The sequence below is a fragment of the Bombella dulcis genome (assembly GCF_026385505.1).
In the GTDB taxonomy this organism is placed as follows: domain Bacteria; phylum Pseudomonadota; class Alphaproteobacteria; order Acetobacterales; family Acetobacteraceae; genus Bombella; species Bombella dulcis.
Genome location: NZ_JANIDV010000004.1, coordinates 1 through 11,760, shown reverse-complemented (window position 1 = coordinate 11,760; position 11,760 = coordinate 1). Strand labels below are relative to the sequence as shown.

The following is an 11,760-nucleotide window of genomic DNA, read 5'->3' as shown; positions in this document are numbered from 1 at the left end:
AGGGTTAACGGTCTGTCAGGCGGAACTCGATTCGCCTGTTGCGGGCCAGAGCCTCGGGACTCGTGCCGGTATCAAGCGGCTGGTAGCCGGAGAAGGCCGTTGCCGCAATGTGATGCGGGTCCACTCCGTTGGCGATCAGGGTCTTGACGACCGTGATGGCACGGGCGGACGATAGCTCCCAGTTGCTCGGGAATGTCGAGCGGATGGGCTGACGGTCTGCATGACCATCGACCCGCAGAATCCACGGGACATCAGACGGAATGGTGGCGGCTACTTCACGGAATGTACGGGCTAGCGTGAGAATCTGTTTCTGGCCCGTAGGCGTGAGGGTTGCGCTGCCACTGGGGAAGAGAATTTCGGACTGGAAAACGAACCGGTCCCCGACAACGGCAATGCCCGACTGGCCCTTCAGGATGTCCCGCAGCCTGCCGAAGAACTCGGACCGGTAACGCTGGAGCTGGTTGACCTTGTCTGCCAGGGCAAAATTGAGTTTCTGCCCCAGCTCGGCGATGCGGGCATCCTTGTCCACCTCATTCTTCTTTTCCAGGTCCAGTGCGGCGGAAACGGCCTGGAGCTGACGGGTCAGTTCCGTGATTTGGGAGGAGAGGTCAGCAATGCTGCCGAGCTGTGCCCCTTCAATCTCCTTCGCATGGCTCTGGGCTTCGTCCAGCTGGTGCTGCCTGTCATCCAGCTGGGCTTTGAGCGTGGCCACCAGGGCATGCTCTTCCTGCTCGGCACTGCTCAGCGTTTTTACCTTGGCTTCGCTGAGGGACAGCATCTCACTGAGGTGGCTGAGCTCCTGTTTCAGATTTTCCAGCGCATGTTCCCTCTGCGTGATGGTGGCGGACAGGAATTCCTGCCCCAGCACGAAAACCAGCAGCACGAAGGTGACCACCATCAGCAGGGAGGAGAGGGCATCCACATAACCCGGCCATGCGTTGATCGAGCCGGAACGGTGACGGCGGCGGGCCATGATCAGCCCTCCTTATGCGGGGCGGAATGTGCTGGCTGCTCGCCTCTGGCCAGCATGACAATGTCCTGACGCAGGCCAAGCAGCTGCCGGTCCATGTCCTGAAGGAGCTGGGTGACGGCGGGGTCCTCGAAGTGACGCTGGCTGACGCTTCTGCTCAGGGAGTGCATGGCCTTCACCGTGGCCTGGCTGCCTTCCTCAAGCTGCTGGAGAACAGTCTGGAGGTAGGAGAGGTCCGGTGCCGGTGCTGTTTCCCGGTGGCTGCGGAGGTGGTCACCGATTTCTGTCAGCCGGTTGATGATCGTGGCACGCTGCGTCTCATGGATGGCATCATCCTCCCGCCTGTTGCGGAGATTTTCGCTGATCTCCGTCAGCCGGTCGATGACGGCGGCCTGTTCCTCGATGATGCTTTCATCCGTGCGGAGATGTTCACCAATCTCCGTCAGCTTCCTGATGATGGCGGCCTGGCCCTTGCGCAGCTCTTCATCTTGGGCAGGGGAGGCGGCTTCACGATGATGAAGGAGGGACTCGCTGATTCGTGTCAGCTTGTCGATGAGGGACCCCTGACCTTCACGGGGAGCGGTGACGGGCAGATGTGGTTCTGTCGCATGATTCTGATGGAGAATGTCGCTGATCTCCGTCAGCTTGCCGAGAATGGCTGTCTGCCCCCTGTGCAGGAGTGTATCGCCCTGATGGGCGGCTGCCCCGCCAAGCTTATGGATGTTCTCATTCAGGGCACGCAGGCCGAGGATGACCTTGGCGTTGTTTTCCTCGCTGGTTTCCATGATGTGGCGCAGCATCGTGATGTTCTGCTGGAGCAGGGCGACATTTTCGGTCGTCAGCCGCATGAAATCCTGCACCCGTGGCAGCCATGCGCCCATTGCTGCGGCACTTTCTTCCTGGGAGCGGGCAGAGCTGCCGGCCTGCTGCTCGGCGTCGCCACCGGGAGCATCGAGGAAGGTCTGGTCGGCCAGCCACTCCTCAATTTCATTGGCAAAACGGTTCTGTGCCTGTCCGGCCGTCAGGTCGATGAAGCCGAGGATGAGCGACCCGGCCAGACCGAACATGGAGGCCGAAAAGGCCGTGGACATGCCCCCGAGCGGCCTGACCAGTCCACCCTTGATATGCTCGAACATGGCGGACAGGTCGGACCCGCCAGACGGCATGGCACTTATGACATCCGCAACGGACCGTACCGTCAGGATCAGCCCGTAGAACGTTCCCAGAAGACCGAGAAAGACAAGGAGCTGCGTGATGTAACGGGAGATTTCCCGTCCTTCATCCATGCGGGCTTCAAGGCTTTCCAGCATGGCCCGTGTGGTCTGGGTGGAGAAGGCGGGCCGGGCGGGTTGTTCACGCCGGGCACGGAGCACACGGGCCATGGGGGAGAGAAGGCGTGGCGGCTCCGGCACTTTCAGCCCGGCCCGTGGCTGCTGCAGGATGTTGACCCAGCGGACCTCCGGGAAGAGGCGGACAGTCAGATGGATGTTCCAGAGAATGCCCAGCAGGAGAATGGCGATGATGACACCATCCAGCCCCGGATTGACCATGAAGGCATGAACCAGCACATCCCGCAGGGAGAAGGCCAGTCCCAGAATGATCAGGAGAAAGACAATGATACGGACGAGATAACGGGTCGGGCGTGTCATGGTGCCGCGTTTCCTTGTTCAGAATCGTCTGAAGGGGCCGGGTTGGCTTCAGGGAGGATGTCCAGCCGGTCCGCCGGTGCGGTGTCGGTGCTGTCCGGACGGCCCTGGGCAATGGGATAGATGCGTGTCGTGGCAATACCTGCCTGTATCAGCAGGCTGCGTACGGCCAGGGCACGGGAGAGAGCCAGACGGCGGGGCATGGAGATGTCATTGCCCGGAACGGCGGCATAGCTGCGGAGAACGAAGCGGGTCTCCGTCTGGGGTGCCATCTCCTCGGCATAATGGCGGATGGCCTCGATGGTGGCAGCGTTCATGGTCGTCCTGTTCGTGTCGAAGAGGATACGCAGGGCATCGGGCTGTAGCGGTTCGGTCTGGCTGTTGCTGTCTTTTTCAGGCTGGACGACCGCTGCCGGGACAGGCGGATGCAGTACGACCGGGAAATCCGGGGGTGTTATGACGGCTGGCTTCGGAGCCTCGGCGGGAATGCTGGGAACCCGTGTATAGCCCGGTGGTGTGGGGGGAGGCGGAGGTGTGGTGTCATGATGAACCGGAGCTGCCGCATGGCTGCGCTGGACGGGCTGGCTGGCTGGCTCTTCAGGTGAGGCATCAGGCAGGGCATCCATATTGGTGGAAACCTGCGCCCGTGCGACGACCGGTGCGGCAAGCCCTGCCAGAAGAGGTGCCACAAGCAGGGAAGAGAGGAAGGCGGGACGGTTCTTCATGTCTGCATCCTATGCGGAGGAGCTGCATCCTGCAATCGTCATGGTGGGGCCGTGATGGACACCATGACGGACGGGGAGGCAGCTCCCGGCTCCTGTCGGAATGGCGGAGGTGTCAGTCCTGTGTGAGGGCGTTATGCACGAGCTCCCGCAGGGGCGCATGAAAGTGCTGGTTGCCAGCGACCACATGGACATCATCATCAAGGGCACCGAGGTCGTTGCCCTCAACATCCGTGGCATGACCACCGGCCTCCCGGACGATCAGCAGGCCGGCGGCGCAGTCCCACGGCTTCAGCCCCAGCTCCCAGTAGCCTTCATAGCGGCCGGCGGCCAGCCAGGCGAGGTCCAGTGCAGCGGCACCGCAGCGGCGGATGCCGGCAACCTTGGGCATCAGGCTGCTCAGCACCCGGCCGAAGGGCAGACGATACTGGGCCGGAACCTTGGCAAAGGGAATCCCCGTGGCGAACATGGCTTCTGACAGCTTGCGCCGTGCAGAAACACGGATGCGCCTGTCATTGAGGAAGGCCCCGACGCCTTTTTCCGCCCAGAACATTTCATGGGAGGCCGGGTTATAGACGAGGGCAGCCACCAGCTCGACATCCCCATTCGGGTGGCGACGCTGGAGGGCGATGGAAATGGCCCAGTGCGGAATGCCGTGGAGGAAGTTGGAGGTTCCGTCCAGCGGGTCGACAATCCAGCGCCATGTCCAGTTGTCACCACCGGAGGCCCCGCTTTCTTCCATCAGGAAGGCATAGCCGGGGCGGGCACGGGCCAGCTCTTCACGGATGGTCTTCTCGGCCCGCATGTCGGCCTGGGAGACAAAGTCCCCCGGTCCCTTGATGCTGACCTGAAGCTGCTCGACCTCGGCAAAGTCACGCAGGAGGGACCGCGCCGCTTTCTGTGCGGTATTCTGCATGACGGCCATATGGGGAGAAAGACGCATGATCAGTCCTTGGCACGCTCGACGTAAGTGGCGTCATCTGTGCGCACGACGATGCGTTCACCGGCCTCGATGAAGGGAGGAACCATGACCTTCACGCCATTGGAGAGAACGGCAGGCTTGTAGGAGGAGCTGGCCGTCTGGCCCTTGACGACCGGATCGGCTTCGGCAATTTCCAGCGTGACCTGCGGCGGCAGGGTGACGGCAACCGGGTCGCCCTCAACCAGCTTGACGCTGATCGTCATGTTGTCCTGAAGGAAGGGGAGCTGATCACCAAGGATGTCCTTCGGCAGCATGGTCTGTTCGAATGTCTCCGGGTCCATGAGGACGATGTTGTCGCCATCCATGTAGGAATAGATGTAGTCATTGTCTTCAGTGATGAGACGCTCGACGGTATCAGCCGTACGCCACCGCTCGTTGCTCTTGTTGCCGCTGGAAAGGTCACGCATCTCCACCTGGATGAACGCACCGCCCTTGCCGGGGGTCAGAATCTGCTGCTTGAGAACGGTCCAGCGGCGGCCGTTATGTTCGATGACCTGCCCGGCCCGGATGAGGTTGGCTTGCTGTTTCATGTCAGCTCCTGATGTACATGCAAAAGATCGGGTATTGCTCAAGGCTTCCGGCCATCAGGGCGGAAGCGATGAAGCTCTGGGAGACTTCTAGCCGTGTCGATGGGGCGGGCGCAAGCTCCCTCTGTATGCTCTAGGTAAAAGGATAGTGCTTTCCATCCGGTCCCCGTGCCTGAGAGGGGGCAGAGGTTTCATGAGAGGGCGAGTTGACGAGATAATCCGGCCCGAGAGGCACCTTGCCCTTTCCGCCGGGAATGTCCACGACATAGGTCGGCCAGACCAGACCGGAGACCCGGCCCCGCAGGCTTTCCAGCAGCGCACGGCCTTCTTCCACCGGAACATGAAAATGCGCCGTGCCGGGGGCGGAATCGAGATGGTGGAGGTAATAGGGCTTGATGCGGGCGGCGATCAGCGCACGCAGCAGGGCCTCCAGCGATTCAGTCGTGTCATTCACGCCCCGGAGGAGGACGGATTGGGAAAGGACAGGAATGCCCCGGCCAAGCATCTGCCGGACAGCCAGACGGGCCTGTTCCGTCAATTCCCGGGCATGGTTGATGTGGGCGACCATCCAGAGGGCACGGTCAGTCTCCAGCGCATCCAGAAGGTCTGGTGTCAGGCGTTCCGGGGCGGCAACTGGCACACGGCTGTGGATGCGGATGATGTCGATATGGTCGATGGAAGACAGACGTTGGATGATGTGCTTCATCCGGCGGGGGGAGAGCATCAGCGGGTCTCCACCCGTCAGGATGATTTCCCGTATCTGTGGATGTGTCTCGATCCAGTGAAAGGCGGTTTTCAGTGCCTCTTCCCCCAGCAGGCTGCCATCCGGGCCGACATGTTCCCGCCGGAAACAGAAGCGGCAGTAGAGCGGGCAGATCAGCAGGGGCTTGAGCAGTGCCCTGTCTTCATAGCGATGCACGATGCCGGGAACGGGGGAAAGGGCGTCATCACCGATCGGGTCTTCATTTTCATGTGGCATGGTCCGCAGCTCCCGTGCATCGGGAATGACCTGCCGTCCGATCGGGTCATCCGGGCTGGTGATGAGCTTCTGGAAAGCCGGGGGAATGGCGGTGGCATAGCGGTCAGCCACGGCCTCCAGTGCAGGAACCTGTTCCGGCGTGATGAGGTCTGCCTCAAGAAGTGACCGTGTGCTGCGGAGGGTCTTGTATGATGGGGAAGATGAGGCAGGGTCTTGCATGAGGCTGCTCTAGCGAAAGGAGACGGTTTTCCGCAAGGAAACTCTGCTATGGTGCCGCCATGAGGGCCTGCCTCATGAAGAGGCATGACTGTTCGGGACAGAGGGAGGGTGATGATGGAACGGTCCAGCATGGTGCAGACAACAGCCCGGATACGGGACCGTCTGCCATTCCTGCGGCGGCGTGCCCGGATGGTGCAGGCCGTGCGGGCTTTCTTCGAAGGGCGGGGCTATCTGGAAGTCGAGACGCCCTATGCTGTCCCTGTTCCGGGGGAAGAGGTGCATCTGCGCTGTTTCAGAACGGTTCTGGAGCATCCTGACGGAACATCAGAGCCCCGTTATCTCCATACCAGTCCCGAATTCGCCATGAAGCGTCTTGTGGCAGCAACCGGGCAGCCTCTGTTCCAGCTGGCCCGTGTCTGGCGGAACGGGGAACGGAGTGCGACCCATATGTCGGAATTCACCATGCTGGAATGGTACCGGCCCGGTGCGTCCCTGTCGTCCCTTATGGATGAAACGGAACATTTGCTGCGCTCCATCCTGCCGCCTCGTCTGTCCTATGGGGAGGATGTGCTGGACCTGATGCAGCCTTTCGAGCGTCTGACGATGCAGGAGGTTTTTTCCCGTCATGTCGGGGTGGACCTGCTGGCCAGCACCGGGGATGCAGCCCGTCTGGCGGGTGATGCCGGTGTTGAGCTGCGGGATAGAGAGAGCTGGGAAGACCTTTTCTTCCGTCTTCTGCTGGAAAAGATCGAGCCGCATATCGGGCGGGAGCGGCCCACGTTCCTGACGCACTGGCCTGTCGAGCAGGCGGCTCTGGCAAAGCGTGATCCGGCTGACCCACGGGTGGCTCTGCGTTTCGAACTTTATGCCGCCGGGCTGGAACTGGCCAATGCCTTTGAGGAGCTGACAGACCCGCAGGAGCAGCGTCAGCGTTTTGAAGCAGACCGCGCACGGCGGGTCCAGATCACGCCGGAACAGGACTGGCCGCTGGATGAAGCCTTTCTGGAGGCTCTGCCTGACATGCCGTCGACTTCCGGTATTGCACTGGGCTTTGACAGGGTCGTGATGCTGGCGACGGGTGCCCCTCGTCTTGAAGAGATTCTTTGGTTAAGCTGACGCAGAACAGTCCTGATGAAGATGTGCGGGCTTGATGATGCCGGGAGGAAGGGTATGAGACGTTACGCCGATGGTCCGGCCATGTGGGTGAAAGGGATGGTGCTGGGTACCGTCATGGTGCTGGCGGGGTGTTCCACACCGGCACTTCAGCAGCCAAAGGTGCTGAACAGCATGGTCGGGCAGTCCACCGTGGACGTGCTGCGCCGTTTTGGTGTGCCTGCTCGTACATATGACGTGCAAGGGCATAACTTCCTTTCTTATATCGAGACGGAAACTCAATATTCTCCCGGCTATTCTAGTTGGGACTGGGGTTGGGGAAGCGGTTATGGTTATGGTGGCTGGGGCGGGCCTAACGTTCCGCCGAGCTATTATAGCTCTACCTGTCGGACGACATTTGAAGTGGTGGGCGACAGGGTTGTGGGATGGAAAATGTACGGGGGTGGATGTTGAGTTTGATAGATTGGTTTCGTGGGGGGCGGTCCCTGCTTATGGTTAGTGTTGCCTGCGTGGCCCTATCTGCTCTGGTTGGGTGCCGGGATAGTGTGCTGACCAGACAGGATCCCACGGGCGTGCGTGGGTCCACTCGTGGGGAAATTTTGCCAGAGGCAAAGAGTATTCATGACAGATATAGACCGGAGCCGGTCGGTGATCCGCCTAATCCATGGGTGCGGTATCATGTGCCTCCAGTAATGTCCTATGAAGATAGGCCGCTGAGTGATAACATTCTTGGTGCGATTGAGCTGGCCGATTTTGAGGCCGCCATTATACGGGCCGGTTATTGGCCGTATCTGACAGGCAGCAGGGAATATACCGTGCTGGCCGTGCCGAATGAGCCTTTCGAGGCTTACAAGCATCAGGCCGTGCCAGACCTCATGAGACCGGCCCGTCGGACCTTCCTGAAGGGCTTTGTGGGGCAGATGATCCTTGTGGGGCACTGGGACCTGCCGACAATCCAGCGCAAGACGGCCAGGAAAGGCAGCATACAGGTGCCGACCCTTGCTGGGCCGGGCTATGACGTGATCCTGAAGCCGACGGTGTTCGGCAACATAGAGGTCATTGGCAGGGACGGGTCAGTGACGCTGGTTGGAAATGGCTATCCGCAGTCCAACGGCGTCCTGTACGTGACAGATTCGATTCTTCCGTATCAGTGACTGTGAGGTCAGACTGGGGTCGCCCGGTCAGGACAGGGCGGCACTCACAGTGGCAAAGCGGGACAGGGCCTCGCCGGCTGGCGGTGTCAGCGTGATGGCGAGGAAGTCGGCTCCGGCCTGTATGGCGGCCAGAGCTTCATCTGCCGTGCGTACGTCTTCAGCTACGGAAGGGAGTTCCGCAAAGAGGCTCCACTGTGTCAGGGATGAAGGGCCGGAAGCGGGGAGGCAGATATAGTCGGCTCCCTGTTCCCCGGCTGACATGGCATCATCCAGTGTCTGGCAGGTGCAGCCGATCTGGAGGTCTCTGGGGCAGTCCTTACGGCTGGCGAACGTTTTGACATCGGCCGGACGGGTGAGGTGAACGCCGTCAATCCTGTTCAGGGGAACATCTTTCAGGAGGCCGAGACCAGCGGGGGCGAGAATCAGTGCCACGTCATGCCCCCAGGCCATCTGGCGGAGTGTCTCCAGCTGGTCCTGCTTTAGCGAGCTGTCAAAACAGAGCCGCAGGGCGGTGACAGCCTCATGGGCCAGCAGGGCAGGCAGCTGCTCCTGAAGCTCGGCAAGAGCGTGGAGGGAAGGAATGACGGGGTAGAGATCGCAGTGGTTCATGATCTTCAGGTGTGACAGATTGCGGCCTCATTGACCAGTATTACATGATTTTCAGTGCGAGACGGTCTTCACAGGGAGGCCGCTGGGAGAAGAGGCGGTCTTTCATGTCGGCTGGCAGGCCCGCCCGGAAGTCCCGGCATATGACGCCTGTAATGCCCCTGTGGAGAGCCTCCAGAGCCAGGGAGGCACTGGCCCCGCAGTCCAGCACGGAGGGGCAGGATAGTCCCTTCGTCACGTGAAGCCACCAGTCGATCCCCAGGCTGGCCCCGGCATGGGGGGGGGAGACGGCTGTGAAGGGCTGTCCGGCAAAATGCCGCTGGGCCTGCAGAAGGGTCTGTCGGGTGGAAATGGTGACAAAAGGGTGGGGGAAGGGCGGGAAAAAGATGCTTGACGTCTCGTGAGGATAGGTCATTTTGGTTTCATGTAGAGGGTGGCTATGCGCCTGATGTGGGGATGTGCGGTGGATGCTGCCATGGACGGGAGTACACATCATAGGTCATGAGAGCAGGGATGTCAGTGCAGGAGGAAAGCTAAATGAGTGCCGTGCAGAAAAATCCGGACCTTGAGAGATTGGAGATTACTCTGGTTCAGCTTGGTTTTGCCCTGGAACAGCAGGAGATTCAGGTTGAGTCCGAGCGGATTCGGCAGCGGGACATGAAACAGTCCCTGTTGGCACGGATTGATGCGCTGGAAGTCCGGCTGCGTGAACTGCTCGACATGCGTGCGGACAGGGCCGAGGCCATGGCACCCCCTGAAGGGCAGGAGGATAAATAAGAGTTATGGCGCAGGTAACGCTTCCGGTCGGAGGACTCAATTATACGGTTGGCTGCCAGGATGGTGAAGAAGATCATCTGAGAGAGCTGGCCGCCTCCATTTCGAAACGCTTTGATGAAGTACGCCGGACACTGGGACCGCGGGGCGATGGTGAAGCTCTGTTCATGGTGGCGCTGCTTATGGCTGATGAGCTTTTTGAGGCTCATAAAAAGTATATAACTGAGGAAGAGCGTGTCTTGGTGGAGCGTAGTTGTCAGATCGAGGCATCCTACAGGCAGATCGTTGGTAGGCTTGCTGATGCCGCCGATGTAGCAAGTAGCCTGCTCCAGCGTGTGGAGGAAGGGCTTAAATCTTCAGAAGAGCGGGAGAACAGGGGAAAGAAAGCAGCCAGGGGCTGATCATCGCCTATATGCAGCGGCTATGGCTGTCATCAGGATGATCAGCAAGAAAGCGGTGCTCCGGTGCTTGTGTCCAGTCGGGCAGAGGTGCAATATAAGTCCCGGAGCTGCCTGGTGCGTCAGGCACGATCAACCTCTGGGCCGATAAGCACTTCCAAGGGAACTGGCTCTGTCGTGGCTGTGGTCACGTTATTACCGGTGCCCACCTGCCCTAGCAGGTCCGGGAGGGCTGATGAGACCAACGGCCAAGGCGGCTTCACCAGTACGGATTTTATGGCTCAGCGTGTTCCCTCATCCGATCAGGACAAGAAGGCCATCCGGCAGGATGTTCTGGCGTCCCGTCGGCCTGTCCTGCCGCGGCAGAACCGTCAGCTTGTTGCCAATCTTCTCGGCGTGATCCATCAGCGTCGCCCTTCGGTCGTGGCGGCGACCTGGCCTCTGCCGGGAGAGGTCGATCTGCGTCCATTCTGCAGGCAGCTGGCAAGGGCGGGTTATCAGATCGTTCTGCCAGAGACGACACCCAGAGGGCAGCCTCTCGTTTTCCGGGAATGGCGGGATGGTGCCCCGATGAAGAAGGGGCGGATCGGCACATGTCATTCGGCCGGGGCGCGGAAGGCACCGGATGTCATTCTGGTCCCTCTGGTGGCGTTTGACCGGAAGGGGGGGCGGCTTGGTTATGGGGGCGGCTATTATGATCGCACCCTGCCGCTTTACCCGCAGGCTGAGTTGATAGGATATGGTCTGGCAGCGCAGGAAAGGGATGCCCTGCCGATGGATGAGCATGACCAGCGATTGCCCGTCATCGTGACGGAACGTGAGATCATCCATGTGGAAGATGAATGAGGGATAGATTTTGAGGCTGTTATTTCTGGGAGATATTGTTGGCCGCTCGGGGCGGGACGCTGTTTTGGCAGGTCTGAAGGGCTGGCGTGAGCAGCTGTCATTGGACATGGTCGTGGCGAATGCGGAGAATGCGTCTCATGGTTTCGGCCTGTCCCCCCAGATCGCACGGGACCTGCTGGATGGTGGCGTGGATGCCATCACATTGGGCAACCACGCATGGGACCGGAAAGACCTGATCGGTCAGCTGGACCAGCTTCCGGCTGTTGTCCGTCCTGCCAACTATCCTGAAGGAACGCCGGGGCATGGGAGTTGTGTCGTCACATTGCCCTGTGGGCGGAAGGTTCTGGTCATCAATGTGATGGGGCGGGTCTTCATGGATGCGCTGGATGATCCGTTCAGGGCAGTGGATACCATTCTGGCAAAACATCGTCTGGGTGGGACCATCCATGCGGCCGTGCTGGACGTTCATGCCGAGACGACCAGTGAGAAGATGGGGTTCGGTCATCTCTATGATGGTCGGGTGTCGCTTGTTGTGGGCACGCATACCCATGTGCCGACGGCCGATCACCGTATCCTGAAAGGGGGGACGGCCTATCAGACGGATGCGGGCATGTGCGGTGACTATGACAGTGTGATCGGCATGGAAAAGGAAAACGCCATCCGCAAGATGCTCAAGAAGGTGCCGACAGACCGTTTCCAGCCTGCGGGAGGGAAAGCGACTGTTTCCGGCCTGATGGTGGAGACGGATGATGCGACGGGTCTGGCCATCAGGGTCTGTCCGTTCCGTCAGGGGGGAGATTTGTTGTCCTCCATGCCAAACTTCT

At 60.4% G+C, this 11,760-nt stretch carries 15 protein-coding genes and 1 other RNA gene; 8 read left to right on the top strand and 8 right to left on the bottom strand.

What is annotated here, in order from left to right:
• Nucleotides 1-4 precede the first annotated feature (4 nt).
• The 6 genes from NQF87_RS06545 to NQF87_RS06520 form a co-directional block, all read right to left on the bottom strand.
• A complete protein-coding gene (locus tag NQF87_RS06545; protein WP_266127628.1) occupies nucleotides 5-973 on the bottom strand; it encodes a peptidoglycan -binding protein in 969 nt (322 codons plus the stop codon).
• A gap of 2 nt (nucleotides 974-975) precedes the next feature.
• Nucleotides 976-2,619, bottom strand: a complete 1,644-nt coding sequence (locus NQF87_RS06540) for a MotA/TolQ/ExbB proton channel family protein (protein ID WP_266127627.1) — start codon at nucleotides 2,617-2,619, stop codon at nucleotides 976-978.
• Nucleotides 2,616-3,341 (bottom strand): OmpA family protein, encoded by a 726-nt coding sequence (locus NQF87_RS06535; protein ID WP_266127626.1) that lies wholly within the window; start codon nucleotides 3,339-3,341, stop codon nucleotides 2,616-2,618. The genes NQF87_RS06540 and NQF87_RS06535 overlap by 4 nt, the downstream gene beginning before the upstream one ends.
• A gap of 112 nt (nucleotides 3,342-3,453) precedes the next feature.
• On the bottom strand, nucleotides 3,454-4,281 hold the full coding sequence (locus NQF87_RS06530) for an inositol monophosphatase family protein (RefSeq protein WP_266127625.1): 828 nt from the start codon (nucleotides 4,279-4,281) through the stop codon (nucleotides 3,454-3,456).
• A gap of 2 nt (nucleotides 4,282-4,283) precedes the next feature.
• Nucleotides 4,284-4,850: an elongation factor P gene (efp, locus tag NQF87_RS06525; RefSeq protein ID WP_266127624.1), complete on the bottom strand. Its 567-nt coding sequence runs from the start codon at nucleotides 4,848-4,850 to the stop codon at nucleotides 4,284-4,286.
• Between the two features lie 130 nt (nucleotides 4,851-4,980).
• Nucleotides 4,981-6,045, bottom strand: coding sequence for a lysine-2,3-aminomutase-like protein (locus tag NQF87_RS06520; protein ID WP_266127623.1), 1,065 nt, complete (start codon nucleotides 6,043-6,045; stop codon nucleotides 4,981-4,983).
• Between the two features lie 129 nt (nucleotides 6,046-6,174).
• Between NQF87_RS06520 and epmA the strand changes: the two genes are divergently transcribed.
• The 3 genes from epmA (at nucleotide 6,175) to NQF87_RS06505 (ending at nucleotide 8,312) form a co-directional block, all read left to right on the top strand.
• Nucleotides 6,175-7,161: an EF-P lysine aminoacylase EpmA gene (epmA, locus tag NQF87_RS06515; RefSeq protein ID WP_266127622.1), complete on the top strand. Its 987-nt coding sequence runs from the start codon at nucleotides 6,175-6,177 to the stop codon at nucleotides 7,159-7,161.
• A gap of 54 nt (nucleotides 7,162-7,215) precedes the next feature.
• Nucleotides 7,216-7,611, top strand: coding sequence for a hypothetical protein (locus NQF87_RS06510; RefSeq protein ID WP_266127621.1), 396 nt, complete (start codon nucleotides 7,216-7,218; stop codon nucleotides 7,609-7,611).
• 239 nt (nucleotides 7,612-7,850) lie between these two features.
• Nucleotides 7,851-8,312, top strand: a complete 462-nt coding sequence (locus NQF87_RS06505; RefSeq protein ID WP_266127620.1) for a hypothetical protein — start codon at nucleotides 7,851-7,853, stop codon at nucleotides 8,310-8,312.
• 27 nt (nucleotides 8,313-8,339) lie between these two features.
• Here NQF87_RS06505 and NQF87_RS06500 read toward each other — a convergent pair whose 3' ends face one another.
• Both NQF87_RS06500 and NQF87_RS06495 read right to left on the bottom strand, forming a co-directional pair.
• Nucleotides 8,340-8,921, bottom strand: a complete 582-nt coding sequence (locus NQF87_RS06500; RefSeq protein ID WP_266127619.1) for a thiamine phosphate synthase — start codon at nucleotides 8,919-8,921, stop codon at nucleotides 8,340-8,342.
• A gap of 40 nt (nucleotides 8,922-8,961) precedes the next feature.
• Entirely contained in the window at nucleotides 8,962-9,333 is a 372-nt protein-coding gene (locus tag NQF87_RS06495) for a hypothetical protein (RefSeq protein WP_266127618.1), read from the bottom strand.
• 122 nt (nucleotides 9,334-9,455) lie between these two features.
• On the opposite strand from NQF87_RS06495, the gene NQF87_RS06490 reads away from it, so the two are divergent.
• The 5 genes from NQF87_RS06490 to NQF87_RS06470 form a co-directional block, all read left to right on the top strand.
• A complete protein-coding gene (locus NQF87_RS06490) occupies nucleotides 9,456-9,695 on the top strand; it encodes a hypothetical protein (protein ID WP_266127617.1) in 240 nt (79 codons plus the stop codon).
• A 5-nt stretch (nucleotides 9,696-9,700) separates the two neighbouring features.
• Nucleotides 9,701-10,093 (top strand): cell division protein ZapA, encoded by a 393-nt coding sequence (locus tag NQF87_RS06485; RefSeq protein ID WP_266127616.1) that lies wholly within the window; start codon nucleotides 9,701-9,703, stop codon nucleotides 10,091-10,093.
• A 101-nt stretch (nucleotides 10,094-10,194) separates the two neighbouring features.
• A non-coding RNA gene (gene ssrS, locus NQF87_RS06480) (6S RNA) lies at nucleotides 10,195-10,354 on the top strand.
• 12 nt (nucleotides 10,355-10,366) lie between these two features.
• Complete coding sequence (locus NQF87_RS06475; RefSeq protein WP_266127615.1) at nucleotides 10,367-10,936, top strand: 5-formyltetrahydrofolate cyclo-ligase; 570 nt, start codon at nucleotides 10,367-10,369, stop codon at nucleotides 10,934-10,936.
• 10 nt (nucleotides 10,937-10,946) lie between these two features.
• Nucleotides 10,947-11,760 (top strand): TIGR00282 family metallophosphoesterase (locus NQF87_RS06470; protein WP_266127614.1); only part of this gene is annotated, 814 nt, incomplete at its 3' end.

Excerpts from the sequence above, each read along its gene's own strand:
- NQF87_RS06485 (WP_266127616.1), top strand. The coding sequence starts at position 9,701 with ATGGCGCAGGTAACGCTTCCGGTCGGAGGACTCAATTATACGGTTGGC.
- NQF87_RS06505 (WP_266127620.1), top strand. The coding sequence starts at position 7,851 with ATGTCCTATGAAGATAGGCCGCTGAGTGATAACATTCTTGGTGCGATT.
- efp (WP_266127624.1), bottom strand. The coding sequence starts at position 4,850 with ATGAAACAGCAAGCCAACCTCATCCGGGCCGGGCAGGTCATCGAACAT.
- epmA (WP_266127622.1), top strand. The coding sequence starts at position 6,175 with ATGGTGCAGACAACAGCCCGGATACGGGACCGTCTGCCATTCCTGCGG.
- NQF87_RS06475 (WP_266127615.1), top strand. The coding sequence starts at position 10,367 with ATGGCTCAGCGTGTTCCCTCATCCGATCAGGACAAGAAGGCCATCCGG.
- NQF87_RS06490 (WP_266127617.1), top strand. The coding sequence starts at position 9,456 with ATGAGTGCCGTGCAGAAAAATCCGGACCTTGAGAGATTGGAGATTACT.
- NQF87_RS06500 (WP_266127619.1), bottom strand. The coding sequence starts at position 8,921 with ATGAACCACTGCGATCTCTACCCCGTCATTCCTTCCCTCCACGCTCTT.
- NQF87_RS06545 (WP_266127628.1), bottom strand. The coding sequence starts at position 973 with ATGGCCCGCCGCCGTCACCGTTCCGGCTCGATCAACGCATGGCCGGGT.
- NQF87_RS06540 (WP_266127627.1), bottom strand. The coding sequence starts at position 2,619 with ATGACACGCCCGACCCGTTATCTCGTCCGTATCATTGTCTTTCTCCTG.
- NQF87_RS06535 (WP_266127626.1), bottom strand. The coding sequence starts at position 3,341 with ATGAAGAACCGTCCCGCCTTCCTCTCTTCCCTGCTTGTGGCACCTCTT.
- NQF87_RS06530 (WP_266127625.1), bottom strand. The coding sequence starts at position 4,281 with ATGCGTCTTTCTCCCCATATGGCCGTCATGCAGAATACCGCACAGAAA.
- NQF87_RS06510 (WP_266127621.1), top strand. The coding sequence starts at position 7,216 with ATGAGACGTTACGCCGATGGTCCGGCCATGTGGGTGAAAGGGATGGTG.
- NQF87_RS06520 (WP_266127623.1), bottom strand. The coding sequence starts at position 6,045 with ATGCAAGACCCTGCCTCATCTTCCCCATCATACAAGACCCTCCGCAGC.
- NQF87_RS06495 (WP_266127618.1), bottom strand. The coding sequence starts at position 9,333 with ATGACCTATCCTCACGAGACGTCAAGCATCTTTTTCCCGCCCTTCCCC.